Origin of the sequence: Subsaximicrobium wynnwilliamsii (genome assembly GCF_007997225.1) — a bacterium.
GTDB classification, from domain to species: Bacteria; Bacteroidota; Bacteroidia; order Flavobacteriales; family Flavobacteriaceae; genus Psychroserpens; species Psychroserpens wynnwilliamsii.
Window position 1 is genome coordinate 57,155 of sequence record NZ_VORM01000008.1, and the last position, 26,208, is coordinate 83,362.

Below are 26,208 nucleotides of genomic sequence, written 5' to 3' on the forward strand. Positions count from 1 at the left end.
TATTTAATCTTTAAATGATAATTTCGGCTGGTTTATAATTAAATCCAGTTCAGTCTTGAACTTCACTTCACCTGTATAAAGACCTAAATCCTGAATAACAAAAGTTAAATACTCTTGTTTTAAAAGCTCTTCGCTTTTTGGATAAATGAACATAATAGTGGTAGCATTGGTCATACCGTACATTCGCGGGTATATATAGTCAGCTAGGGCAATAGTATCTTTTTTCTGTGTATATAGATACACTTTTTCTTCCATTCCAAATACTAACTGGTTTACCATAGCAGTGAATTGATTCTTGTTTTTAGGCTCTGTATTTAGTAGTTCACTGTTATTTCTACTCATACTCAAGTTGAAATAAAGAAATTTATCATATCGTTTTCGTAAACTCTCTATGCTTTCAGTCGATTCCATCCCTCCCATCTCCTGTTTTACCAAAAGATCGGTGGGTCTATACATCAAAGTGAAATCAACACCATTAACCGTTTTATGTTGCACATAACCATTAGATTCCACTTTTAAATAGTTCAACAAGGATTCTTCATTATCGTAAATGCTCGATTGGCACCCACAATGCATCGCCAGTATGGCAATTACCATTATTAAAAAAAAGGCTTTATTTACCATCAAACTCTGTGTTTAAACCCTCTAAAACCTTTTCCGTTAAATCTGCTTTCTCGCTTGCATACATAATGCTCCCGCTACCACTGGCTCCAAAAATGATGTCATAATCGTTCCTCTTACCATACTCCTTAACATAGTCATTGATGTCATTGATAACGGTCTGTGTAGATTTTTTATCCGATTCATCTATCTGTTTTTGAATCGCCTGTTGGTAATTGTTAATCTGTTGTTGCTTATTACCTAAGAGCTCCTGTTTTAGTTCCAATTCTTTATCAGACATTTTGGAACGTTCCTTCTCGTAGAGTTTTAATTCAGTTTGCCAATTGGTCATCAAACTGTCTACATTGGCATTAAGCGTTTTTGCTGTAGCATCAAAATCAGCTCTTACCACTTTGGTTCTCTTATAGCCCTCCAACAACTTGTTGACATCTACATAGACCTGATTTGAATGGGAATTGAAATAAAAAAAAGATGAAATGCTCGTTATCAGCGCAAGGAGCGCTAAGGTTAAAGATATTTTATTCATAGACAATAGATAGGCGTTGATTAATTCAGTTCTGAGCCAAATCTATTTATAAAAGTTAAATATTTGCCAAAAAAGCACCTTACAGTTTGTAAGGCTTCACCTTAAAATATTAAAGGTCAAAAATTTGATTTTATGTCAATGATCAAATATATTTGATGAACTCAATCATTTTGTTAAAATATTAACATGAACTTTTAAACAAAATAGGCCATGTGCACTAAATTCTATTACAATAAACTCATGTAAACAGTCAATTATGTGATGCAGGGTTAACCCAAAAGCAATTATACGGTAAGGCTACGATTAATTTCATAAAATGTAAAACCGCATTAAATACCGTATAATAGCTAAGTTTTTCATGTTTTGGAAACTCGTGATCACAACACTACTAAAAATCAATATGCCCTCAAACAATACTAACCCCAAACTACTTGCCCAATGAAACTAACGCGTGTTTTACTTGTAGACGACCATCCTATTATTGTTGAAAGTTATCGCAACTCTATTAAAGCCTATGAGTTCCAAAATAAAGGCCACGAATTTACTGTAGATTCGGCGCTTGGCTGTGAATCTGCATTGGTATTAATTAATAAAAAAGAGTATGATATCGCTTTTTTGGACATTAGATTACCAGCCTCAAAAGATGGCAAATATAAATGTGGCGAAGATCTCGCCAAGTTAATTAAATCAAAACATGAAGCCACCAAGATCATTATTATTACAGGGCATTATGATGCCTTACTCTTAGGTAAATTGCTCCAAAACTTGAATCCTGATGGATTGCTATTTAAGGGCGATGTAGGTTCTCAGATGGTTTCTAACGCACTTACAAGTGTGTTGACCAACTACCCCTTTTACAGTCCCACGGTTTTAAATCTTTTGAGAAAAAAGATGTCAAGTGACATCGTGCTCAATAAAAATGATAAACTTTTACTCTATGAATTAGCGAAAGGTACCAAAACAAAAGATCTCATTAAATGCCTACCCCTATCAATAGGAGGTGTAGAAAGTCGAAAACGTTACTTAAAAGGCTTGTTCGAAACCAAAGGCAAGGACGATTCAGAGTTAATAATAGCAGCTAAAAAAAAGGGATTCATATAGCCCTTATATCAAAAACATTACAAATTGCAAGGTAACACCTTATGTTTTTTAAGGCTGAAATTTTAAAATTGATCTATAAAGATTGTTTATTTGAATAATTATGAAAAAACTACCCGCATATAACCTTCAAGAGATCTTAGTGGTTCTCGTCATCATTGGTATTCTATTGCTGTTGGCACTCCCCAACTTAATGCCTTTAATTAGCAAGGCCAAAAGTACAGAGGCACAATTGCAATTGAGCCATATTTATAATTCTCAAACCACCTACAGGTATATGTATTCAAAATACTCGATGGATTTAAGTGATATCGACTTTGAGGCGCCTAAGACGGTCAATAATAATGGAAGATCAAATTATGCCTATGAGATTTTGAGCGCTACAAATAACAGCTTCAAAGCAAGAGCGACAGCAATTACCGATTTTGATGGTGATGGCATTTTTAATGTTTGGGAAATTGATGAGAATGGCGCTCCCAAACAAATCGTAAAGGATTGACTTTGGCATTATTTATTAAAATAGTCTTGATTGCTAGTTTTACACTGGTTTTTTATCAAGACCTAAAAGAACGCAAAGTATTTTGGTTCTTATTTCCAATTATTGCGGTTTCCTCTGCATTTTTAATGTACTCTAACATGTTTGAAACGCTATTCCTTACAACTATAATCCTCAATGTTTCACTCATTATCTTGCTATTATTGACCGTATTTATTTACGCTAAGCTTAAACTTAAAACGGCACTGTCCAAAACTTTTGGATTAGGCGATGGGTTACTTTTTTTCGCATTGGCATTTACCTTTTCGAGTATTTCCTTTTTTATTTTATTTGTTTTTGGTCTTATATTTTCTTTGCTGCTACACTTGTTTTTCAAGTCAAGTTCTAAATTCGAGACCGTGCCTTTAGCGGGCTATTTAAGCTTTTTTTTTGCCTTAAGCTATTTGGCCAGTTGGTCAGGAATCCTAACAAATCTTTATACCGTTTAATATGACTGAGGATTTCCAAATACCGACAAATTTATTGCAACTTTTAAGCAGTGAACAGGCACATCACTATAGAATTGTACCCATAGAATCACACAACGGAACCATTGCGTTTAAATCTGATAAGGTTTCAGAAGGATTGCAGCAAGAGTTACGTGTTGTTTTAAATACGGACATCGAATTGATTGAGGACACATCAGAAAATATTCAAAATTATTTAAGTGTCAACTTCAGAAAAAGTAAAAATATTCAGTCTGAAAATTTACATTACTCGAGTGATTTTCTTGACAAATTATTAATGACCGCTAAAGATATTGGTAGTAGTGACATTCACTTTGAACCCTACGAGCACAAATGCCGCGTTCGATTTCGCATGGATGGTAAGCTAAAGGAGCAGTTCATAATTGCGCTCCATGAATATCCTGTCATCGTCAACAAACTCAAAATTCAGGCTGGACTCGATATTTCAGAAAAACGTCTTCCTCAGGACGGACGGATTACCGTAAAGACTGTAAAAAACGAATTTGACATCCGGGTCTCTTCCCTACCCACCCTGCATGGAGAAAAAATGGTATTGCGTATCTTGAGCAAGGATGCTACCCACATTGACCTAGATGCATTGGGTTTTACAGAATCGGAGCTTAGAACATATAAAGAAACCGTTAGAAAACCCAACGGCATCATTTTAATTTCTGGACCAACAGGTTCAGGAAAAACAACCACCTTATATGCCACTTTAAAACTACTGAATAACGACGACACTAATATCTTAACCATTGAAGATCCAATTGAATATACTTTGGAAGGCGTCAATCAAGTTCAGCTTAAGGAAAATATTGGATTGGATTTCTCAAGTACACTCAGAACATTCTTGCGGCAAGACCCAGACATCATTATGGTTGGAGAGATACGTGATGCCAAGACAGCAAACATGGCCATTCGTGCAGCTTTGACAGGCCATTTGGTGTTATCCACTATACACACAAATTCAGCTTGGGCAACCATTTCCAGATTGATTGATATGGGCATCCCTTCATTTTTAATTGCCAGCACCTTGAATGTTAGTGTGGCGCAACGTTTGGTTCGTAAACTATGCGTTCATTGCAAGCAGAAAAGTACCATTACCAAAGAACTTTTTCCGTCAAATTTTGAAATCCCAAAGCATTTAAAGTCACACTTTTTGGCCACTGGCTGCAATGCTTGCCACCATACGGGATATCAGGGACGAAAAGCAATTTATGAAATCATTCCAATTACCAAGATATTAGTTCAACATATAAAAGAAAATGACCTTGAGGTAGATTCGTATTTGGAAGAACATAATGTTTCAACTTTAAGGAGCAACGCCGTGAGTATGATTGAAGAAGGCATTACTTCCATCGATGAAGTTTATGCTCTATTGAGCGATTGATAACCAATGAGACAAAAAAACTGCTTTAGCAGCAATTGATGAAAAACATACTATACCTTTTATTTTTACTGAGTTTTAGCTTATTGTTTGGCCAAACAGGCCAATTCCCAAATGAGCAACAACGCATTGAAACCATAAAAAATCAACTGACTATTTTATCTACCGAAACATTGGGCTTGACCGAAAATGTCAAGACTGAAATAAGCGTGAATAATATAAGCTTGGCCAATTTTCTACTAGCTTTGTCTGACATTCATAAAGTGAATATCAACGTCGCTCCAGAATTGAGCCAGGTTACCATTGCCAATAATTTTTCAAATGTGACTGTGGCAGATCTTCTCATTTTTTTATGTAAGGAATATGATTTGACCATAGACTTTACCGGTAACATTCTTTCCATAAAAAAGTATGAACCAACCCCACCAAAGATTGAACAACGCATCATCCCCATTGCCTATGACCCTTCGAATAACACGATATCACTCGATGCAAAAGAAGACAAACTTTATGACGTATTTAAAAAAATCATGGATGAATCAGCGAAAAATATTGTGTTTTCCCCTGGTTTAGAAAATAGATTAATCACCGTCTATATAAATGATACTCCCTTTGAAACCGCAATGGACAACCTCGCTTTTGCGAACAACCTATATATGGAAAAATCAAAGGACGGTTTTTTTGTGTTTGAGGACAACACACCTACAGCGATATCATCAACAAACAACCCAAATACAGAGCTCACAAGCCAAAGACCAACGCGACGCAGAAACTCAAATTTCTTTTTTAAGATAAAAGTGCCTGAACAACAGCTTCTGGAAGTTGATTTTGTGAACACGCCTATCGCAGATATTATCAACGATATCGGTAATGAACTTAATATCGACATATTTACTGCCACGCCTTTGGATGAAGCAGGCACCGCAACATTCACGGCGAAATCCATTACGTTTGATGAACTTTTATCTCATCTATTTGAAGTGCAGTCCCAAACGATTTCAAACACTAATACCCAAAGCAATGAAAACCTAAACAACCTAAATCAAGCAAATTTTTCAAAACGTTTTACATTTAAAAAAGAAAACAATATTTATTTCTTCGGGACAGAGAATCAATTGAGCGTTCGTAAGGTGGCCATCATACATCTTCAACATCGTTCTGTGGAATTGTTGTCTGATCCAGCAGGCGGGGGCTCAAGTAGCAGGAGCGCAGGAAGAAACTTTAACTCGAATAATAACTTCAATAATTTTAACGGTATAAGCAATACCCCAATTGGTTCTTATTCCCAAAATCGGAATAGGGAACCAGTTAACACCAACAGTAATCAAAACTTCAATAATTTCAGTAATAAGGTAGAAGCCTTGATAAACATTCTTCCGAATGAAATCAAACAGGATTTGGATATTACAGTCGATTATGAGCTCAATAGTTTTTATGTGACTGGCCCAAGTACTAATGTCGAAAGATTTAAGGATTTTATCAATAGAATTGACAAACCTGTTCCCGTTATATTAATTGAAGTCATGTTGATTGAGGTCAACAACACCACTCTTGTTGAAGCAGGCGTTAGTTGGGGAATTGGAGCTGGACCTACGACTACTCAAGGTGGTATTTTCCCTGAAACTAATTTAACTTTAGGCGCTAAGACCATCAATAAAGTTATTGGAGGGTTTGACGGTTTTGGATCTTTCAACCTGGGGAAGGTCGTTCCCAACTTTTTCGCCACCATCAAGGCTATGGAAAGTAACGGAAATCTAAAAATCAGGTCAACCCCCAAACTTTCAACTTTAAATGGGCATAGGGCTACATTTTCCAACGGACAAACATCTTATTATGCTGTGACCCAGCAAGCTATTATTGGTTCAGATAATCCAGTGACTCAAACCGCCGTGAACTATGTGCCAATAGATGCTGAATTGGGTTTGACCATCAAGCCTTTGGTTTCTGGAGATGGTCAGGTTACTTTAGACATTTTTGTTGTGCAGTCTACATTTGGCGCTCGAATCTCACAAGATGCTCCGCCAGACATTAGTTCTCGTGAGTTCAGTTCGATTATAAGGGTAAAAGATCAGGATATTGTCGTGCTCGGCGGCCTTGAAGAGCAGATGAAGAACAATTCTGGGTCTGGAGTACCTTTTTTAGCGAGAATTCCAATTATCAAATGGCTATTCAGTAAACGAAAGCGAGAAGCAAAAAAAGCCAAATTGACCGTCTTGATTAAACCTACTATCATAAATTAATGCTTCAAAACATCTGGACATATCTCAAGTATGGAAATCGCTTCTGTGGCATGGAGCACACCTCCACTAATGGCAAAGACCAAATAAACTGCATCGTCTTAAAAAGGACTAAAAAGGAACTAGTTGTGGCTGACTTATGTCAAACTGATTCCTTTGAGGAAGTATCTAAAAAACTTTCCAGAAATCAACATGCCGTGCTAACAGTTAACAATGATCAGGTCTTATTTAAATCTATCAATAGCAATGAAAGCGAAGCCTCAAAATTAGTCTATAAGGCATTTCCCAATATTCAGATGGAAGCTTTTTATTATGAGGTCATTTCTGAGGGGTCGCAGCATTTTGTGTCTATTTGTCGAAAGACATTTTTGGATTCCTTAATTGACATCTACGCCAGGAACCATGTTTATGTTATCGATATCTCTATAGGAAACGCCATGATTTCCAACATAAAATCGTTTCTAAAAGTTGATACCGTTAGAACCTCAAACGCTATTATCGCAATTGAGAACAATGTGATAAAAAGCATCGAGAAGTCAGATACGGAAAATGAATTATATAATGTGAATGGTTTAGAAGTTTCAAATAAAGAGATCCTGTCATTGGCAGGCGCACTAAAACCTATATTAAATAGTGACACCAGTATCTCAAATTTCAATGATAAACGAAAGGCAATCTTGGCAGATTTTGGTCAAGTTCGATTTTTTAACCAGTTTTTTAAATTTTCAGGCCTGTTCCTACTTTCCATACTTTTGATTAACTTTTTTATTTTCAACCATTATTTCAATAAAGTAAATGAGCTAAAACAGATCTCCCAGATCAATCAATCAACCAAAGAACAAATTCTTGGACTTAATGAGACCGTTACCAAGAAACAAAAGACTGTCGATGACCTACTAAACGGAAACGCCTCACAGACATCATTTTACACTAATGTAGTTATGCAGAGTTTGCCAAATTCAATTCTGCTGTCTGAATTTAATTACCAGCCATTAAAAAAAAGAATAAAAGCAGATAAGGATATAGAGTTAGAGTATCATATTGTTCAACTCTCTGGCACTTCTACAAATAGCGATGTATTCTCTAAATGGATTGGAGAGATGGAGCAATTGGATTGGATAACCAGTATTGAAATACTAGAGTATGGTCTCAAAAATTCCACAAGCTCTAATTTTAAAATTAAAGCATTCATTGCACATGACTAAAAAGCAAAAAAATATGGCGTTGATTGCTGGTTTTATATTGGCGTTGATTCTGTGTTATCAATTGGCCATAAATAAAACCTTCGATCAAAAAAGAGAATTTACGAGTCTAAACAATGAAGCCGCTTTGCTTAAGAACGCTCCAAAGCAATTGTCATTGTTGAAATTAAAGCAACGGTATTATGACTCCATTTTGAATAAATATCAATTAGATGGCTCTTCCATTCAGAACAATTTATTATCATCAATCAATGACTTTTCCAATAGTAATGATCTCAAAGTAATCCATTTTTTAGAACCTCATATAATCAATAAAAATGATTTAGCAATTAAAACTTATGATTTCACTATTGAAGGTCCTTTCGATGCCATAAACCGACTCATTTATAAACTTGAACAGGAAACCAAGTTTGGCGAGGTTGTAAGTATACATTATGAAAAGAAAAAAAACTTTAGGAGTGGGAAATCTTATTTACAAGTTAGGGTCTTATTGAAAAGTTTTGGGTAAAAATTTCACATATTCCAATCGATTTATGGATCAAGATTCAGCAATCCTAAACAATGAATTAAATTACAGAACAGTAAAAGTCAAATCCTTTTTTAAAACAAGAAAAAATCGTAAAGGGTTATTGCTTTTGCTATCAAATACAAAAGACATAAGTTGAAACATAAACCAAGCCAAAAGCTTATGCCTATGTTGTACGCAAACCATAAAAAAGGCTTTCGATTTCTTCAAAGCCTTGTCTTTGCTATCGGGAACTGGTCTTGAACCAGTGACCCTCGGATTATGAGCCCAATAAATGGTTTGAAGTATATTATCCTGCAAAATAAGTACAAACCCTAATTCATTCCCTTTTCAGTTCATCCTTAGCATTCAAGGTTTTTTGTAAATCAATCATATCCTTACTCAGCTTCTCTTCCAATACACGTGCATAAATTTGAGTCGTCGCTACTTTTGTATGTCCTAATAATTTTGAGACTGTTTCAATGGGAACACCGTTGCTCAATGTTACAGTTGTCGCAAAAGTATGTCGAGCCATATGAAAAGTGAGGTTCTTTCTAATTCCCACAGCGCTTGCAATTTCTTTGAGATACAGATTTGTCTTTTCATTACTTAAAATTGGAAATAAGGTTTCTGAAATGAGTGCCATAGGATGATTCTCATATTTCTCCAATAGTAATTTGGCCTTGTCCAGTAAAGGCACTTTCACTTTTGTTTTGGTTTTTTGCCGATGGGTAATAATCCAATTATTGCCGTCCATGCCTTCTAAGATGTGTTTTGGTTTGAGGTTTTTAACATCCACATAGCTAATACCCGTATAGCAGCTGAAAAGAAATAAATCACGTACTCTTTCCAGACGCTCGATTGGAAAGTCGTAAGTTTCGAGATTGGAAAGCTCATTGGTTGTTAAGAAATCTCGTTCCTTTTTTTCAAAGGTCATTTTCCAGCGTATAAATGGATCTTTGTCCAACCATTCCAAATGATAAGCAAGGGTAACCATTTTGCGAAGCCTTTGGATGTGTTTCATTACCGTGTTATGGGTCATCTCCCTCTTATGTCCTTTTGGATAGTAAGCGTGGAGAAAACGTTCAAAATCACAGATGAACTTATAGTCCATTTGCTTCAGGAAGACGTCTGAAGTCTTCCTATCCGCTAACATGAATTTTTTGATATAGCCCTCAGTAACCACAAAATTTCTAATGGATCCTGCAGCGTGTGTGTTTTCTATTTTATTGCCGTGGTAATTAATTAGTTCAATCAAGGTTTTCGAACTTTCGTTATCGCCACAATAAGCAGATTTAATTTTCTGCGCTGTAATTAATTCGTTCTTGAACTTCAAGTCTTGGTAGATTTGAAAAAGACGAGTTCGAACTTCTTGAAAATACTGATTAATTTCTTTTGCCTCACTGGAGTTTCCTCGAAGTCTTTGACTTTTTGCATCCCATAAATCAAGAGGCAATCGTCTTTTTAGACTTAAACTAAGTCGTTTTTGGTTTACTGTGAGCCTTGCATAAACTAAAGCAATGTTGTTGTTTGCATTTTGAGCATCTGCCCAAAATCGAATTGAAAATGTTTTTGTAGTCCGCATAATAATCGTCTTTAAATGAAACAATGTTTTAAGACGAAAGTCAATCAATGCAAATGTAAGTTACATCATAAATGGTAGTTGAGCTACCATTTATAAAAATAGCTACCGTTTAGCTACCATATCAATGCAAAACATATCAAATTAAATGAACCCATAAAAACCTAAAAACCAAGCAAATCCTAAAATTTGCTTGGTTTTGATACCATCTGTAGATGGTAAAAGTGACCGCGAAGGGATTCAAACCCCCAACCCTCAGAGCCGAAATCTGATGCGCTATTCAGTTGCGCCACGCGGCCTTAATTAATGTTCAATGTTCAATGTTCAATGTTCAATGTTCAATGTTCAATGTTCAATGTTCAATGTTCAATGTTCAATGTTCAAAAATATTCTTTTTAGATTCAATTTCCCTGTGTCGATGAAAAACTTATAAATTATTCTTGACAATTTGAGAATCCAATTCCAATTATGATAATTTGCTTTTTACGATCGTACTTATGGTCTTGCCATCTGCTTTTCCAGCCAATTCCTGGCTTACCATGCCCATGACCTTGCCCATATCTTTCATACCAGATGCACCCACTTTGGCTATGGTGGCTTCAACAACGTTCTCAATTTCTGCTTCACTCAATTGTGCCGGCAAAAACTGACTGATGATTTCGGCTTGTGCCAATTCTGGGGCTGCTAAATCATTTCGGTTTTGATCGCTGTAAATTGTGGCGCTGTCTTTACGCTGCTTTACCAATTTAGATAAGATCTTGATCTCTTGCTCCTCGGTAATCTCTTCTTTTGTGCCTGTTTCGGTTTGGGCCAAAAGCAATTCCGACTTGACAGCTCGCAAAGCTGCCAATGCGGTTTGATCTTTTGCTTTCATCGCTGCCTTAATCGCAGTCATCACGTCTTCCTGTAAACCCATGGTCTTTTAATTTTGAACTGCGAAGGTAGTAAAAATTGTTTCCTTTTTTAAGTTCGATTTTCGTCAATTTCAAAGAAAAACCCGAAACCTTGAAATCAAAGTTTCGGGACCTTCCAATGGATTAGATTTGCTATTAATCTACATTGTCGTGAAGAAAAGAGTTATTGCTCCTCAATTGCACGTCGTCATTATCATCGGTACCTATTGATGTTCTTGAGGCAGATGTTTCTGAAGATGGACGCGAATTCTCAATGTTCACACCTTTTCTCTTATAAGCTGGCTCGCGCTCAATCTCATCGATCTTGGCATTGCTGAATTTGTAATTAAACTCCTTCATATTGCGTCTTCGCTCATCGGCGCGTTCTTTCAACAAGTCTGAAATAGGACTGGTCATGGGATCCACTTCTGGCGTTTGCTCTGTCGCTAAAGCTTCTGGTTGTATGGTTTTTTTCTCAAAAACAACATCTTCCTCTACCTCTGGCTTCTCCTTTGTTTTACTTGCATTTTTACTTGCATTGATGGACGACTCATAGGTCGTGAAATCATCGAGAGCATAACGCTTCTCACCAGTTTCATTCGCTTCAGTCACTGGAATAATCTCAACATGCTCGTTAACCTTGATGTCATTTACGTCATCTTCAAGACCATAAACTTTAGGTTTTTCAGTTTCTGAAGCCTTAGGTTCCTCGACTTTATTTCTTTTATCTGGCAAAGGCATATCGAACATTAAGGTAACCTGCTCTTCTTCCTTGGTGTCTACAATTTTAGTGGGCTCTATCTTTGCCGGTGTAATCACAAAATCCTCTTCTTTAAATTTGTGGTCCAGTACTTCGTCATGAACCACACTGATATTTTTAATGATATCGGTGGTCTTAACAAATTGGGGGTCTGCGGATCTATTCGATTTAGGCGAATCTGGAACCACATCGTCGATAAGTTTGTGCACAACCACATCTGGCTTTTTAGGCGCTTCTTCTGAAACTGTATTGGCTGGATTAATGTTTCTTTTTTGTCTCAAAAAAGGAGTTTCCTCTTTTTCATCTTCAAGCGCATGCACCACTTTAACGGCTTCGGTATTTGAGATCTCATTTTGCTGATCAATATCAAAACCTGTAGCAATTATGGTTACCGAAATAGATTCCTGCAAAGACTCATCTTCCCCTACACCCATAATAATGTTGGCGCCATGGCCTGCCTGGTTTTGAATGTGATCGTTGATCTCCCCAATTTCATCAATGGTAATTTCCTGCGCGCCAGACACGATGAGCAACAATACGTTTTTAGCGCCAGTAATCTTATTATCATTTAAAAGTGGTGAATCCAATGCCTTCATGATGGCTTCTTGCGCTCTGGTTTTACCAGAAGCTGTTGCAGATCCCATAATCGCAGTCCCGCTATTGCTTAACACCGTTTTAGCATCGCGTAAATCAATGTTTTGCGTGTAGTGATGGGTAATCACTTCGGCAATACCTCTGGAAGCAGTTGCCAAAACCTCATCTGCTTTTGAGAATCCTGCCTTAAAACCAAGGTTACCATAAACCTCACGTAGCTTATTGTTGTTGATAACAACCAAAGAATCCACATGAGAACGTAACGTCTCTATCCCCTTCTGGGCTTGTTCATTTCTTGTTTTGCCTTCAAACTGAAAAGGCATGGTTACAATCCCAACCGTCAAAATATCCAATTCCTTGGCTAATTTTGCAATTACTGGAGCAGCACCTGTACCAGTGCCACCACCCATACCCGCAGTGATAAACACCATTTTGGTGTTGGTATCCATCATGCGCTTCAAGTCTTCCAAACTCTCTATGGCAGCCTGTTCGCCTACTTCTGGATTGGCACCTGCGCCCAATCCCTCCGTTAGATTAACCCCCAATTGGATTTTGTTTGGCACACCACTACTGTGCAAAGCTTGCGAATCTGTATTACAGATCACAAAATCAACGCCTTTAATGCCTTGTAAAAACATGTGGTTGATGGCGTTGCTTCCGCCGCCTCCTACGCCAATAACCTTGATGACGTTGGATTGGTTCTTGGGTAAATCGAATGCTATATTCCCGATATCATTGTTATTGCTCATAGATATTGAATTTAATATTTATATTTTTTTTGAATTGCGAATCGCAATCCAAAATTTCTGATTTTAATATTTTATTTTTTATGCAATTTTCAAATTGCGCGCCGTACGGACAAGTCGCGACTTGTCCGTACTACGCAATGATTCGCAATGATTGCGCATCCATGCGCATCATCCAGCATCATTCTGCATCATCCCGCATCATTCCGCATTATCCAAAAAATCCTTGACCCGCTCGGTGAGCTTATCCAAAAAGGATTTCCGCTCTCTTTTTTGCACTGGTGCCACATCTTCTTCCAGTTCCAACGGCACTTCATCTTTTAACTCTTCTTCAGAAGCCGCATCTATTTCCTCTTGCTTCTCTATACGCTTGCGCTCTTGACGCTTTAGGCCATCCATGACCAAGCCTACTGCTGTGGCATACAAGGGGCTCGCAATTTCATCGTCACTATCACCTGCCATGTGCTCATTGGGGAAACCGATTCTGGTATCCATACCTGTAATGTATTCTACCAATTGCTTTAGGTGTTTGAGTTGGCTTCCGCCACCTGTAAGCACGATCCCAGCTATTAGTTTCTTCTTTTGTTCCTCGTGGCCATAATTCTTTATTTCAACATAGACCTGCTCAATAATCTCCACGACCCGCGCGTGGATGATTTTAGACAAATTCTTCAGCGTGATCTCTTTAGGCTCACGACCTCGCAAACCAGGAATGGAAACAATTTCATTGTCCTTATTTTCGCCTGGCCAAGCCGAGCCAAACTTGATCTTCAATAATTCTGCCTGTTTTTCAATGATGGAACAGCCTTCCTTGATGTCTTCAGTAACCACATTTCCGCCGAAAGGAATCACCGCGGTATGACGAATGATCCCGTCTTTAAAAACTGCCAAATCGGTAGTGCCACCACCAATATCTATCAAGGCCACACCAGCTTCTTTTTCTTCTTGACTCAATACGGCATTGGCCGATGCTAAAGGTTCTAGTGTGATATTTTCCAATTCCAAACCAGAACTTTTGACGCAACGCCCCACATTTCTTATGGACGACACTTGCCCAACGACCACATGGAAATTAGCTTCCAAACGACCGCCGTACATCCCAATGGGTTCCTTGATTTCTGCCTGCCCGTCAATTTTGAACTCTTGTGGCAAGACATGAATGATCTCCTCGCCGGGAAGCATGACCAACTTATGAACTTGATTGATCAACCTATCAATATCGGCCTCATCAATTACGGTTTCTGGGTTTGGTCTTGTTATATAATCACTATGCTGCAAACTGCGAATGTGCTGGCCTGCGATACCCACTGTGATTCTTTCAATTTTTATACCTGCTTCGGCCTCTGCTTCTTGCGCTGCTTGCTGGATGGACTGAATGGTTTGCGTAATGTTATTGACCACACCCCTGTGCACACCCAGACTTTTGGCTTTACCAATCCCTAAAATTTCGGCTTTGCCATACTCATTCTTCCTCCCAATCATCACAACTATTTTTGTGGTGCCGAGATCCAGTCCAACTGAAATTTTATTATCCTCCATTGCTTACTTTTTGGTGCAAATCACTTGCTTGTCAAATTTTAAGTTTATCAGACTGTATGCGTCCAACATGCTATCTTTCATCGCTTTTTTATAAAACGCTTTAAGATTATTTATCTTTTTGTCCATAAGGTTGGTTCGCCCTAAATGAATCGTAAAATCATGCCCCCTAAACTTCAAGTCTATGGTGCCATTTTGGTTTTGATGGATTTCCACGACATTCCTGGTCAAAAATGCATCTGACTGCACTTTCATGGCAACCTCATAAACAGCGGACAATTTATTTTTCTCAATAAAACCCGTCACCAATGGCACGCGAGCTGTATAGTTTGAAGATAAAGGCATATAATTGCCTTCATCATCGATGTAGTAGGAAGCATTTGTACTGATACGAGCAATAGGTTTTTTTTGCTCTATCTCAGCGGTAATCAAGCCATCAACATTCATAAACACTTGTGCATTCTTGATCATCTCGTTAGAATTTAGGGCAACTTCTAACAAGTTCAAATCTATAATTTCTTTGGGCGTATTTGCCACACTGGCGTTATTTACTATTAACAATTTACTAACAGTGGTATGCGTCACAAAAAGATTATCATCTCCAATAAATTTTATTTCTGGGTCACTCACTTTCCTAGCCGAATTGCGTTCATAAGAGAAAGCGCACAGAAACACCACCAAAAGCAATAATGCCCCAACCTTTATGTAGTTATAATTAATGCGCATGGCTCAAAGCTGTTTTAATGGATTTCACTTCCTCGCCAATATCTCCTGCGCCAAGGGTTAGAATAACGCTTGCTTCGGAAGACTTTACGACCTCAATCAACTGGGATTTCTCAATCAATGATTTGTTTTCATTATCAATTTTATCCAACAGGTATTGTGAATTCACGCCTTCTATTGGCAATTCTCTGGCTGGGTAGATTTCTAAAAGCGCGATGTCATCAAATTGGGATAGGCTTTTCGCAAACTCATCGGCAAAATCACGGGTTCTACTGTATAAATGCGGTTGAAAAATGACCAACACCTTTTGCCCTGGATACATTTCCCTTACCGCTTGATGTACGGCATTGATTTCTTCAGGATGATGTGCATAATCGTCGATATAAACCAAGGTATCGGTCTTGATTTGGTATGAAAATCGACGTTTAACCCCTTTGTAAGACAATAAAGCCCCGGCGAGCTGCTGGTGAGGGATGCCATATTCTATAGACATCGCCAGGGCAATTAATGCATTAGACAAGTTATGTCTTCCAGGTAGGTTAAATTTGAAATCTTTAAGCAGCGCATTTGGTGTTTTCACATCAAATAGATAGCTACCATTTTCTATTTTTATATTTTTTACTGAATAATCTGAATCGTCCTCAATCCCATAAGTGATGCCCTGTATTGGCAACCCGTTCTTTATAAAGAGTTTCCCATTAGGCTTGACTTTTTCTGAAAATGCCACAAACGATTTTTGTAATTCTGAAGCATCGCCATAAATATCCAGGTGATCGGCATCCATGGAAGTGATGCAGGCAAAATCTGGGGAAAGCGTTAAAAAGGAGCGATCAAATTCATCGGCTTCCACAACACTTACTTTGGTGCCACTGCTAATAAAGTTTGAATTGTAATTTTCACTGATGCCGCCTAAAAAGGCAGTGACTTCCACCCCACATTGGTAGAGTAAATGCCCCAAGATACTGGTGGTGGTGGTTTTTCCGTGGGTGCCTGCCACCGCAAGACAGAAGCTTTGCTTGGTGATTTCGCCCAATACCACAGAACGCTTCATCAAGTGAAAGCCTTCGTCTTTGAAATAATTGAATTGCTTATGATGCTTCGGAATGGCGGGCGTATACACCACCAAGGTGTTCTCTTCATTCAAAAAGCTCGTGTCAACACTAGATATGTCATCCTCGAAATTCACGGAAACACCCAAGTCCACCAGTGCTGTAATAACATCGCTATTGGTCTTGTCATAACCCGCAACTTTTAAATCTTTTGCCACAAAATAGCGCGCCAGAGCAGACATACCTATGCCACCGATGCCGATGAAATAGATATGGGAAGCCCATCCCTCCCCAAGGGGAAGGACTTGCTTATTGTTGTCTATTTTGTTTTCGCTATTCTTCATAATCTATTAGTTTCTTCCGTTTGGGAAGACGGCAGATGGTTCCCTAATAATTTTTCGACCACATCTGCAATATCATTTGTGGCATTTGCCAAAGCCAATTTTTTTATATTTTTTGATAAGTGTTGTCTTCTTTCCGAAGAAGCAATCACTTCAGAAAACTGGGCTTTAAAATTGGCATCTAGCTCAGATTCCTTAATCATGATGGCTGCATCTTTACTGGCAATTGCCATCGCGTTCTTGCTTTGGTGGTCTTCGGCTACATTTGGCGACGGGATAAAAATCACGGGTTTCCCAACAACACACAACTCTGAAACCGAACTTGCGCCAGCTCTCGAAATAATCACATCGGCCGCGGCATAAGCCAAATCCATTCTGTTTAGAAAAGGAAAAACCTCCACGTGCTCCAAGGCATTGTGCTTTTTATACTCCTCGTAATAGAGCTTGCCGCATTGCCAGATCATTTGGATATTGTTGGTCTCTAAAAAGACCAGTTCGTTTTCAATCAATTGGTTGATGCGCCTTGATCCCAAGCTTCCGCCCAAAACCAATAGAATCTGTTTGTTGGGCTTTAGCGTAAAAGCATCCTTGGCATCGGCTGTTTTTTCAGCTAAATCCAAAAGGTCCTTACGTATCGGATTTCCCGTAAGCACTAGCTTTTCCTTCGGAAAAAATCGCTCAAGACCTTCATAAGCGACACATATTTTATCTACTTTTTTACCCAATAGTTTATTGGTAATGCCCGGAAACGAATTTTGTTCCTGTATCAAACTCGGCACCTTTTTGGCTGTCGCCATTTGCAATAAGGGTCCGCTAGCGAAACCGCCAGTACCAATGGCAACATCTGGTTTAAATGCTTTAATAATCTGTCTCGAACGCCATAAGCTCGAAATCAATTTGAATGGAAACGCAAGGTTTCTCAACGTCAGTTTTCGCTGAATCCCCGATATCCACAGGCCTTCAATCTCATAGCCTGCCTGCGGTACTTTCTCCATTTCCATACGGTCTTTCGCGCCCACAAACAGAAACTTCGCATTGGGAAAACGCGATTTCAGCTCATCGGCAATAGCGATGGCAGGATAGATATGACCTCCTGTGCCGCCTCCGGAGAGGATGATTCTATATGGATGTTGCTTACTGATAATTTTAGATTTTAGATTTTAGATTACGCATTGTTTTTATTGATGCCACTACAATAGATAGCAACTCATTTGCTTCAGCCCATAGCCCCTTTTGTCCTACGGACATTTCCCCAAAGGGGAAAATATTTTCTATTTTAAAACTTCCAATATATAATATCAAACTTTTTACTTTCACAAAGCTTCACTCAAAACAGCCAATGGGTTATCGTCAAAGCTTTCCGCCTCCTTATCTTTATCTGCTTCACGTTTGGCACTCACACTTAAAACAATGCCAATGGCGAGGCAGGTCATCCAAATGGAGGTACCACCACTACTTATCAATGGCAGGGTTTGGCCAGTCACTGGAAACAATTCTACCGCAACAGCCATATTGATCAAGGCCTGAAATACAATGGGTAAACCAACGCCCAAAACCAATAACTTTCCAAAAACGGTATCCGATTTTTGGGACACAATCACAATCCTAAAGAGCAGCCAACAATACATAGCCAATAAGATGAGACCGCCAACGAGCCCATACTCCTCAATGATAATTGCGAAAATGAAATCGGAAGACGATTGTGGCAAAAAGTTCTTTTGCTGACTCTTGCCTGGCCCGCGCCCAAAGATATCTCCTGAGGCAATCGCAATTTTGGCTTTCTCAATTTGGTAGTCGGCTTCCGTATCCACACCATTTGAGAAATTCTCAATTCGGCTCATCCAAGTATCAATACGGTTATCAATAGCCCCCGGAAACGCCTTCGCCACCAAGACAAACAAAGCCAAACTCAAAATGCCAATACCAATGATCACTGCTAAATACCGTAAGGGATACCCCCCTATAAAGGCTAAAATCATGACCATCAAAAACATGATTGCCGTTGTTGAAAAATTTGCCGGCAAAATCAAGATTAACGTAAAGAACACAGGCGCCCATAAAGGCAACAAGGTTTCAGTAAAGGTCACTTCCCGGTCTTGGATTTTAGACAAATAACGCGCTACATACACCATGAGCACCACCGCTGCCAAGGTGGAGGTTTGAAAAGACATCCCTACGAAAGGGATTTGAATCCATCTACTGGCATTGGCACCGTCAATTGTAGTGCCTTGAAGCATTGTCACCACTAAAAGCACCAACACAATGGGCACCATAATCATAGACAAGCCCCTGAAATAGCGATATGGCACTTTATGCACACCATAGATGATTGCGAACCCCAAGAACAAATGCATAAAATGCTTGACAAAAAAAGTAAAGGTATTATCTGAGCCACCCACGTAGGCCAAATTACTGGCGGCACTGTACACAGGTAGAAACGAGAAGATCGCCAGCAATGCTGCAATCGCCCAAATCAATCGATCTCCTTTTATATTTCTGAATATTTGCCCCATTGTCCTACGCACATTTAATTCTAAATGTCCATTTAATTTATTGGTTTATTGAATACTTCGTTTTGTTCTAATTTGTTAGCGTATGCTCCTTCCCTTTGGGAGTCACGATAGCTATAGGGAGGTATGGGCTCTTTACAAATTCCTTACCGCATCCTTAAATTGACGCCCTCTATCTTCATAATTCTCAAACAGGTCGAAGCTTGCACAGGCTGGCGATAACAATACGCTGTCTCCGCTTTCAGCAATTTTGTAGGCTATTTTTACCGCTTCGCTCATGAATTGCGTTTCCACAATGGTATCTACCATATTGCCGAAATTCTCCATGAGTTTCTGGTTGTCTACGCCCAAACAAATGATCGCTTTTACCTTTTCATTCACAAACTGAAACAACTCTTGGTAATTATTGCCTTTATCTTGCCCACCAACGATCCATACGGTTGGGCCATCCATACTATCAAGAGCGTAATACGTTGCATTGACGTTTGTTGCCTTAGAGTCGTTGATATACTGTACTTTATTGATTTTAAGCACGTTTTCCAAACGATGTTCAACACCCTGAAAATTCTCAAGGCTCTCTCTAATGGTTTGCTTTCTTATTTTGAGCAAATGCGCCACCGTTGACGCAGCCATTGCATTTTTAATATTGTGTTTCCCTTCTAAGGCTAAATTTGCTGCTGACATAGTTATTTGATTATTATCTACTGTTATAATTATAGTGTTATTGTTATCTAAAAACGCTCCGTTCTCAATGGTCTTCTTCAATGAAAACGGGATCAATGTGGACTGAACCGGATGTGCTTCCAACCATGTTGTGATGACCTCATCATCGGCATCATAAATAAGATAGTCCTCTGCGGTTTGGTTCTCTGCAATCCTGAATTTTGAGGCGATATAATTTTCAAATTGATAGTCATATCGATCCAAATGATCTGGGGTAATATTGAGCAAAACGGCTATGTGTGGCTTAAATGACTCTATATCGTCCAACTGAAAACTGCTAATCTCCAACACGTAATTTGGATAATCCTTATCCAAAATCTGTTTGGCAAAACTCTCCCCAATATTACCCGCCAAACCCACTTCCAACTCTTGTTTTAAGAGGTGGTGTGTGAGACTTGCGGTTGTTGTTTTTCCGTTACTACCCGTTATGCCCACCAAAATTGCATTGGTGAATCGTGAGGCAAATTCAATTTCTGAAATGACCGGAATACCTTTGGCTCTGATTTGTTTCACCAAATCGGCCTTATCTGGAATCCCAGGGCTTTTCATGATCAAATTGGCATTCAGAATTTTTTCTTCGGAATGTTTGCCTTCCTCAAATTCAATCTCATGTTGTATAAGAACTTGCTTATATTTTTCTTTGATGCTGCCTTTATCTGAAACAAAAACTTCGTAACCATTGGCCTTGGCTAAAAGCGCGGTGCCGATACCGCTTTCTCCTGCGCCTAGAATCCCTAAATAAAAGCCCATTCCTAAATCCTTCCCCAAGGGGGACGGACTTTTCACTCTGCCGGGATTTATTGAGCTGCTCATGTTTTCAATACTGTTCGATGACATTAAAATGCCAGTTTTACTTTAGTTTCTATTTTCTTTCAGACCTACAAGGTCTTTGAGACCTTGCAGGTCGCGTTCAATTTCAATTTTAGCTTACCTTAGTTTGAGCGTCACTATGGAAATGATGGCGAGAAAAATGCCAACAATCCAAAATCGTGTGACGATCTTACTTTCGTGATATCCCGATTTCTGATAATGGTGGTGCAAAGGCGACATTTTGAAAATGCGCCTGCCTTCGCCATATTTTCTTCGGGTATATTTAAACCAGCTCACTTGGAAAATTACCGAGAGCGATTCTGCGAAAAATATTCCGCAGAGCACTGGGATCAATAATTCCTTCCGCACCGCGATGGCAATGACCGCAATAATCCCACCTATGGTCAAGCTCCCAGTGTCACCCATAAAAACTTGGGCTGGATACGTGTTATACCATAAAAAGCCAATTAGCGCGCCTACAAACGCCGCGATGAAAACCACGAGTTCGCCTAGCCTAGGTATGAACATGACATTGAGATAATCAGACAGCATGATGTTACCCGATACAAAGGCAAAAATTGCCAGTGCAAACACAATAATTGCGCTGCTTCCCGCTGCCAAACCATCAATCCCATCGGTTAAATTGGCACCGTTGGATACTGCGGTTACAATAAATATCACAATTGGTATAAAAATCAACCAGGCGTAATCCTCATAATCATCACCCAGCCAAATCAATAATTTGGCATAATCAAATTCGTTATCCTTGACGAAAGGAATGGTGGTTTTCATAGACCCCGATTCTTCACCGTAAAACTCTTGGGATGAATCTTGGCCAATCGCTTCAATAGAATTTTCAGTATTTACTTTCTCATATTTTACGGTAACTCCTGGATGAAAATACATGACCGCTCCAACAAAAATACCCAAACCCACTTGGCCCAGTACTTTGAATTTTCCGCTTAAGCCCTCTTTATCTTTCTTAAACACTTTGATGTAATCGTCAATAAAGCCAATCATTCCCATCCAAATAGTGGTCACGATAAGCATAATGACATAAATATTATCCAAACGTGAAAGCAATAAAACTGGCACTAAGGTTCCCAAAATAATGATGATCCCACCCATAGTTGGGGTACCTGCTTTTTCTACCTGGCCTGCCAAACCTAAGTCTCTAACCGTTTCGCCCACTTGTTGTTTTTGCAAGTAGTTGATGATTTTCTTTCCGAAGATTGTAGAAAACAACAAAGAGAATAAAATAGCCAGAGCAGCACGAAAAGTGGTGTATTGAAACACTCCTGTGCCAGGCAAATCAAATTGTTGATCTAAATATTCGAATAAGTAATACAGCATATTTTAGATGTTGTTTGTTCCCTAAATCCCCTAAGGGGACTTTTATTTAGGTGTTCTTTATTGCTTATTTAAAAACTATTTCTTTTCATTTTATATGGATTAAAACTGCGACTGAAACTGTAAACTTTCATTTCTCCATTTGTTTTAAAAATTCGGTCACAAGTTTATAATCATCAAAATCAAAGCGTTCACCTTTAATTTCCTGATAGGTCTCATGGCCTTTGCCCGCAATCAATATGATGTCTTTGGAATTCGCCATTTGGCAAGCGGTTTTTATGGCTTGTTTGCGATCTGTAATGGAAATTATTTTTTTAAAATTTTGAGGCTCCACGCCTTTTTCAATCGCTTCGATTATGGTTTCTGGCACTTCATTTCTGGGATTGTCACTTGTAAAAATCACTTTGGTACTCAAAGCGGAAGCGATCTGCCCCATTGTAGGACGTTTGGTCTTATCCCGATTACCACCACAACCTACCACCGTTATCAATTCCTCATTTTTGGTGCGGATACTATTGATGGTTTCCAACACGTTCTTAAGCGCATCTGGCGTATGGGCATAATCTACAATGGCAGTGATTCTTCCTTCAGAAATAACATATTGAAAACGCCCACTAACCGATTCCAACTCACTAATCAATCTCAGGATTTCTACTTTTTCCAGTCCCAATAGGTCCGCCACACCGTAAATTGCTGTGATATTATAAGCGTTAAAGCTTCCTATGAGTTTAGACCACAATTCGTTGTCGTTCAGTTTAAGCAATAAGCCGCTAAATTCATTTTCCAACACTTGCGCTTTATAATCGGCATAAGTTTTTAAGGCATAAGTATAGGTTTTGGCCTGGGTGTTTTGCAGCATGACCAATCCGTTTTTATCGTCGATATTAACTAAGGCAAAAGCCTGTTTTGGTAAATGGTCAAAGAAGGATTTCTTGACATCACGATACTCAGCAAAACTGCTGTGATAATCCAAATGATCGTGCGACAGATTGGTAAATACGCCACCTTCAAATTGCAAACCGAAGGTCCTGTTTTGATGGATGCCGTGTGAACTGACTTCCATAAAACAAAACTCAACGCCCTCATCATTCATCAATTTGAGATACTTATTGATGGTCAAGGAATCTGGCGTGGTATGCGTGGCCTTGTACTCCTTATTGTCGACCATGACCCGAACCGTAGACAAAAGCCCAACCTTAAAGCCTGCTTTTTTGAATAAATCGTAAAGTAAAGTCGTAACTGTTGTTTTTCCGTTGGTACCGGTGACACCTATCAATTTTAAGTTTTCCGAAGGATTTCCATAAAAATTAGCTGCCATAAACGCCAAGGCCTTGCTTGTACTTTCCACCTCAATGTAAGTGATGCCATCTGCCAATTCTAAGGGAAGCGTTTCGCAAACCACGGCTTTCGCCCCATTTTTGATGGCCACCTCCACAAAATCATGACCATCTACAGTAGTGCCTTTGATAGCCACAAATACATCGTTGTCTTTGATGTTGCGCGAATCAAAATCGATATTATTGACGTCAATACTAGTGCTGCCAGTAACCGCATTGATGGTGACCTTGTACAATATGTCTTTGAGTTGTGCCATTAACTATTGAGTATGATGATTTGATTACGTTCTACTTTCACGCCCTTATTTATAGATTGGGATTTGACTTTGCCAACCCCCTGCATCTTCACTTTCAAGCCCATGTTCTCTAACAAAGCCAGCGCATCCATGGTTGGTAACCCAACTACATTTGGCATGATGGTTTTATAGGTTTGGGCTGTGGTGTAATAGGATTGGAATTCTTTTTCGACGTCTGAATTAGCGATTTCCAAAGTTTCTAGATCATATATCAAAGGCGTGTCTGTGAATATTTTTTGGGCGATGCGTTTAAATACAGGTCCGGAAACATCGGCGCCATAAAATCCTTTTTTGATGCTCGGTCTATGAATAACCACGATGCAGGAATACTTTGGGTTTTCCGCAGGAAAATAACCTGCAAAAGAAGACACGTATCGCTTGTTATCTTTCCAATCTTTCATCCAATATTCAGTCTGGGCGGTTCCTGTTTTTCCTGCCATTGAAAAGTTTTCAGAATACAATTTAGACCCTGTCCCCCTTTCAACCGTGTTTTTTAAAATCTCACGAATCACATTTAAGGTATTGTCAGAACAAATCTTAGGATTGATAACTTCCTTTTCGAATACCTTTATGTATTTATCAAATTCCTTAACCGATTTAATAAACCTCGGTTTCACCAATTCCCCATCGTTGGCAATCGCATTGTAAAAAGCGAGTACCTGCAAAGGTGTCATCCTCAAATTGTAACCATAGGCCATGGAAGGCAAAGCGTTTTTACTCCATAGTTTGTCTCCTGGTTCTGGAATTACCGGCTTGCCTTCGCCAATAATGGCCACTCCTAATTTTTTATCGAGATGCCATTCCTTAAAACGGTCGATCAATTTATTTGGGTCTTTGGAGTAATTATCATCAATGATTGTCGCCAAGCCAATATTAGAAGACACCTCCAAGGCACGTGCTGCGGAAATCTTTCCGTAGCCACCATGATGGGAGTCGTAGATATTTCTTTTGTAGAAGCGTTTGACGCCATTTTTGGTATCTACAATGGTTGAAGAATCAATAACCTTATCTTCAAGCGCCGCCATTAAAGCCATTACCTTAAAGGTTGAGCCAGGCTCATGGCTTTCTCCCACCGCATAATTAAGACGTTCATAGTAGTTTCCGTTTTCATTACGCCCCAGATTTGAAATGGCTTTGATCTCGCCAGTCTTTACATCCATGACGATGGCACAGCCATGTTCTGCTTCGTAATATTCCAATTGCCCCAAAAGTGAGTGGTGCGCGATATCCTGAATGTTGACGTCAATGGTTGTATACACATCGTAACCATCTTTAGGTTCGACTTGGTCATAATCTACGATGGGTTTCCATTGGCCATTGCCAATTTTTTGGCTGAGCCGTTTGCCATTGACACCGCTTAAATATTTTACGCCGAAAGCACCATCAATTCCAGGTCGGGTCACGTTGCCATCTTCATCGGTACGTTCGTAACCAATGGTGCGCTCTGCAACGCCACCCATGGGATGTTCCCGTCTGGTGGTTTGCTCAACGATAAGCCCTCCTTTAATGGCTCCCAATTCTAACATCGGAAAATTGCGCAGCCTTATATAATTGGAGTAGCTTATGTTTCGTGCCAATAAGAAATAGCGGTTTTTATTGTTCCGTGCTTTTTTGATGCTATTTTGGTGGTAACTGGAACTTCTTCCTGTATATTTTGCCAACGAATCGCCCAGAGGTTTTATCAAGGCGTTAAAGGTTTTCTGACTGGGCTGAATGGCATCCAACCGAATGTCATATTTAGGGATCGACGTTGCCAAGAGGCTACCGTCGGCCGAATACACATTGCCTCTATTTGCCGGAATTTCAATGTTCTTAACGATACGACCCTCTGCCAGCTCCCGATATTTATCGCCGTGCACAAATTGAATCGTACAAAGTTTAAACACCACAGCAAGCGCAAAGACAAAGAGGATGCCTGCGACAAAATACAATCGGTTTAATATGTTCTTTTCGGTTATAGCCACTTCTTTAATCGGGTATACTTGATTTAACTTTTATTTTTCTAGGCGGAATTTCGGAAATCACAATCCCATCTTCGGCCACTTTCTCAATGATTGAAGATTCCATTTTTAATCGCATCAATTTGGAACGACCATCCACAAATGCGGAACGCAACTCCTTAACCTCATTTTTCATCTTCGCAATCTCATATACTTTTTGATCGGCGCTGTGCGAACTCGCAATCATGACTATCGCCAACACAGAAATAAAGATGATGACGCGCCAGTTTTTAAAGGCGTCGTCGCTTACCAAAAATTTACCTCTCAATATGCTGTATATGTTATTTCTCATGTTGTTTACTGCGAAAGCAGGAATCTTTTGTTATTTGTAACACATTTGTCTTTGCCACGAACTTGCCTGCCGACTGGTAGGCACAGGT

21 protein-coding genes and 1 tRNA gene are annotated in these 26,208 nt (G+C 39.1%); 6 read left to right on the top strand and 16 right to left on the bottom strand.

Features of this window, described 5'->3' with window-relative positions; all coding sequences use genetic code 11:
- Positions 1-3: 3 nt before the first annotated feature.
- Together ESY88_RS09055 and ESY88_RS09060 are read right to left on the bottom strand one after the other, a co-directional pair.
- Complete coding sequence (locus ESY88_RS09055) at positions 4-597, bottom strand: hypothetical protein (protein ID WP_223270781.1); 594 nt, start codon at positions 595-597, stop codon at positions 4-6.
- A gap of 16 nt (positions 598-613) precedes the next feature.
- Complete coding sequence (locus ESY88_RS09060; protein ID WP_147086342.1) at positions 614-1,147, bottom strand: OmpH family outer membrane protein; 534 nt, start codon at positions 1,145-1,147, stop codon at positions 614-616.
- Positions 1,148-1,585: 438 nt separating this feature from the next.
- Between ESY88_RS09060 and ESY88_RS09065 the strand changes: the two genes are divergently transcribed.
- From ESY88_RS09065 to ESY88_RS09090, 6 genes are all read left to right on the top strand, one after another.
- Complete coding sequence (locus tag ESY88_RS09065; RefSeq protein ID WP_147086341.1) at positions 1,586-2,248, top strand: response regulator; 663 nt, start codon at positions 1,586-1,588, stop codon at positions 2,246-2,248.
- Positions 2,249-2,348: 100 nt separating this feature from the next.
- Positions 2,349-2,744 (top strand): prepilin-type N-terminal cleavage/methylation domain-containing protein, encoded by a 396-nt coding sequence (locus ESY88_RS09070; RefSeq protein WP_147086340.1) that lies wholly within the window; start codon positions 2,349-2,351, stop codon positions 2,742-2,744.
- A 486-nt stretch (positions 2,745-3,230) separates the two neighbouring features.
- On the top strand, positions 3,231-4,637 hold the full coding sequence (locus tag ESY88_RS09075; RefSeq protein ID WP_147086339.1) for a GspE/PulE family protein: 1,407 nt from the start codon (positions 3,231-3,233) through the stop codon (positions 4,635-4,637).
- A gap of 38 nt (positions 4,638-4,675) precedes the next feature.
- Complete coding sequence (locus tag ESY88_RS09080) at positions 4,676-6,874, top strand: type II secretion system protein GspD (protein WP_147086338.1); 2,199 nt, start codon at positions 4,676-4,678, stop codon at positions 6,872-6,874.
- Positions 6,874-8,076 carry a hypothetical protein gene (locus tag ESY88_RS09085; RefSeq protein ID WP_147086337.1) on the top strand — a complete coding sequence of 401 codons (1,203 nt, stop codon included), beginning with the start codon at positions 6,874-6,876 and terminating at the stop codon, positions 8,074-8,076. Before ESY88_RS09080 ends, ESY88_RS09085 begins: the two co-directional genes overlap by 1 nt.
- Positions 8,069-8,581: a hypothetical protein gene (locus ESY88_RS09090; protein WP_189702567.1), complete on the top strand. Its 513-nt coding sequence runs from the start codon at positions 8,069-8,071 to the stop codon at positions 8,579-8,581. The genes ESY88_RS09085 and ESY88_RS09090 overlap by 8 nt, the downstream gene beginning before the upstream one ends.
- 337 nt (positions 8,582-8,918) lie before the next feature.
- Here ESY88_RS09090 and ESY88_RS09095 read toward each other — a convergent pair whose 3' ends face one another.
- The 14 genes from ESY88_RS09095 to ESY88_RS09160 all read right to left on the bottom strand — a co-directional run bounded on the left by ESY88_RS09095 (position 8,919) and on the right by ESY88_RS09160 (position 26,120).
- Positions 8,919-10,163, bottom strand: a complete 1,245-nt coding sequence (locus ESY88_RS09095; RefSeq protein ID WP_147086336.1) for a site-specific integrase — start codon at positions 10,161-10,163, stop codon at positions 8,919-8,921.
- A 222-nt stretch (positions 10,164-10,385) separates the two neighbouring features.
- Positions 10,386-10,459, bottom strand: a tRNA-Arg gene (locus tag ESY88_RS09100).
- A 167-nt stretch (positions 10,460-10,626) separates the two neighbouring features.
- Positions 10,627-11,076: a GatB/YqeY domain-containing protein gene (locus ESY88_RS09105; protein ID WP_147086335.1), complete on the bottom strand. Its 450-nt coding sequence runs from the start codon at positions 11,074-11,076 to the stop codon at positions 10,627-10,629.
- Between the two features lie 133 nt (positions 11,077-11,209).
- On the bottom strand, positions 11,210-13,156 hold the full coding sequence (gene ftsZ, locus ESY88_RS09110) for a cell division protein FtsZ (protein ID WP_147086334.1): 1,947 nt from the start codon (positions 13,154-13,156) through the stop codon (positions 11,210-11,212).
- Positions 13,157-13,354: 198 nt separating this feature from the next.
- A complete protein-coding gene (ftsA, locus tag ESY88_RS09115) occupies positions 13,355-14,692 on the bottom strand; it encodes a cell division protein FtsA (protein WP_147086333.1) in 1,338 nt (445 codons plus the stop codon).
- A gap of 3 nt (positions 14,693-14,695) precedes the next feature.
- Positions 14,696-15,415, bottom strand: coding sequence for a cell division protein FtsQ/DivIB (locus ESY88_RS09120; RefSeq protein WP_147086332.1), 720 nt, complete (start codon positions 15,413-15,415; stop codon positions 14,696-14,698).
- Positions 15,405-16,805: a UDP-N-acetylmuramate--L-alanine ligase gene (gene murC / locus ESY88_RS09125; protein WP_147086331.1), complete on the bottom strand. Its 1,401-nt coding sequence runs from the start codon at positions 16,803-16,805 to the stop codon at positions 15,405-15,407. The genes ESY88_RS09120 and murC overlap by 11 nt, the downstream gene beginning before the upstream one ends.
- Positions 16,802-17,947: an undecaprenyldiphospho-muramoylpentapeptide beta-N-acetylglucosaminyltransferase gene (gene murG / locus ESY88_RS09130; RefSeq protein WP_394343950.1), complete on the bottom strand. Its 1,146-nt coding sequence runs from the start codon at positions 17,945-17,947 to the stop codon at positions 16,802-16,804. Before murG ends, murC begins: the two co-directional genes overlap by 4 nt.
- Before the next feature lie 168 nt (positions 17,948-18,115).
- Positions 18,116-19,315 carry an FtsW/RodA/SpoVE family cell cycle protein gene (locus tag ESY88_RS09135; RefSeq protein WP_147086329.1) on the bottom strand — a complete coding sequence of 400 codons (1,200 nt, stop codon included), beginning with the start codon at positions 19,313-19,315 and terminating at the stop codon, positions 18,116-18,118.
- A 132-nt stretch (positions 19,316-19,447) separates the two neighbouring features.
- A complete protein-coding gene (gene murD / locus ESY88_RS09140; protein ID WP_147086387.1) occupies positions 19,448-20,785 on the bottom strand; it encodes a UDP-N-acetylmuramoyl-L-alanine--D-glutamate ligase in 1,338 nt (445 codons plus the stop codon).
- Between the two features lie 177 nt (positions 20,786-20,962).
- Positions 20,963-22,198: a phospho-N-acetylmuramoyl-pentapeptide-transferase gene (mraY, locus tag ESY88_RS09145; protein WP_147086328.1), complete on the bottom strand. Its 1,236-nt coding sequence runs from the start codon at positions 22,196-22,198 to the stop codon at positions 20,963-20,965.
- A 127-nt stretch (positions 22,199-22,325) separates the two neighbouring features.
- The gene (locus tag ESY88_RS09150; RefSeq protein WP_147086327.1) at positions 22,326-23,789 is read right to left on the bottom strand and encodes a UDP-N-acetylmuramoyl-L-alanyl-D-glutamate--2,6-diaminopimelate ligase; all 1,464 of its coding nucleotides are present in this window, start codon (positions 23,787-23,789) and stop codon (positions 22,326-22,328) included.
- Entirely contained in the window at positions 23,789-25,792 is a 2,004-nt protein-coding gene (locus ESY88_RS09155) for a penicillin-binding protein (RefSeq protein ID WP_147086326.1), read from the bottom strand. The genes ESY88_RS09150 and ESY88_RS09155 overlap by 1 nt, the downstream gene beginning before the upstream one ends.
- Before the next feature lie 4 nt (positions 25,793-25,796).
- Positions 25,797-26,120 carry an FtsL-like putative cell division protein gene (locus ESY88_RS09160; RefSeq protein ID WP_147086325.1) on the bottom strand — a complete coding sequence of 108 codons (324 nt, stop codon included), beginning with the start codon at positions 26,118-26,120 and terminating at the stop codon, positions 25,797-25,799.
- Between the last annotated feature and the right edge of the window lie 88 nt (positions 26,121-26,208).

Bases quoted from the DNA above. Each gene is read 5' to 3' on its own strand.
- ESY88_RS09105 (WP_147086335.1), bottom strand. From the start codon at position 11,076: ATGGGTTTACAGGAAGACGTGATGACTGCGATTAAGGCAGCGATGAAA.
- ESY88_RS09090 (WP_189702567.1), top strand. From the start codon at position 8,069: ATGACTAAAAAGCAAAAAAATATGGCGTTGATTGCTGGTTTTATATTG.
- ESY88_RS09150 (WP_147086327.1), bottom strand. From the start codon at position 23,789: ATGGCACAACTCAAAGACATATTGTACAAGGTCACCATCAATGCGGTT.
- ESY88_RS09055 (WP_223270781.1), bottom strand. From the start codon at position 597: ATGGTAATTGCCATACTGGCGATGCATTGTGGGTGCCAATCGAGCATT.
- ESY88_RS09075 (WP_147086339.1), top strand. From the start codon at position 3,231: ATGACTGAGGATTTCCAAATACCGACAAATTTATTGCAACTTTTAAGC.
- ESY88_RS09085 (WP_147086337.1), top strand. From the start codon at position 6,874: ATGCTTCAAAACATCTGGACATATCTCAAGTATGGAAATCGCTTCTGT.
- ESY88_RS09080 (WP_147086338.1), top strand. From the start codon at position 4,676: ATGAAAAACATACTATACCTTTTATTTTTACTGAGTTTTAGCTTATTG.
- ESY88_RS09120 (WP_147086332.1), bottom strand. From the start codon at position 15,415: ATGCGCATTAATTATAACTACATAAAGGTTGGGGCATTATTGCTTTTG.
- ESY88_RS09095 (WP_147086336.1), bottom strand. From the start codon at position 10,163: ATGCGGACTACAAAAACATTTTCAATTCGATTTTGGGCAGATGCTCAA.
- ESY88_RS09160 (WP_147086325.1), bottom strand. From the start codon at position 26,120: ATGAGAAATAACATATACAGCATATTGAGAGGTAAATTTTTGGTAAGC.
- ESY88_RS09070 (WP_147086340.1), top strand. From the start codon at position 2,349: ATGAAAAAACTACCCGCATATAACCTTCAAGAGATCTTAGTGGTTCTC.
- ESY88_RS09065 (WP_147086341.1), top strand. From the start codon at position 1,586: ATGAAACTAACGCGTGTTTTACTTGTAGACGACCATCCTATTATTGTT.
- mraY (WP_147086328.1), bottom strand. From the start codon at position 22,198: ATGCTGTATTACTTATTCGAATATTTAGATCAACAATTTGATTTGCCT.
- ftsZ (WP_147086334.1), bottom strand. From the start codon at position 13,156: ATGAGCAATAACAATGATATCGGGAATATAGCATTCGATTTACCCAAG.
- ESY88_RS09060 (WP_147086342.1), bottom strand. From the start codon at position 1,147: ATGAATAAAATATCTTTAACCTTAGCGCTCCTTGCGCTGATAACGAGC.
- ESY88_RS09135 (WP_147086329.1), bottom strand. From the start codon at position 19,315: ATGGGGCAAATATTCAGAAATATAAAAGGAGATCGATTGATTTGGGCG.
- murC (WP_147086331.1), bottom strand. From the start codon at position 16,805: ATGAAGAATAGCGAAAACAAAATAGACAACAATAAGCAAGTCCTTCCC.
- murD (WP_147086387.1), bottom strand. From the start codon at position 20,785: ATGGGCTTTTATTTAGGGATTCTAGGCGCAGGAGAAAGCGGTATCGGC.
- ftsA (WP_147086333.1), bottom strand. From the start codon at position 14,692: ATGGAGGATAATAAAATTTCAGTTGGACTGGATCTCGGCACCACAAAA.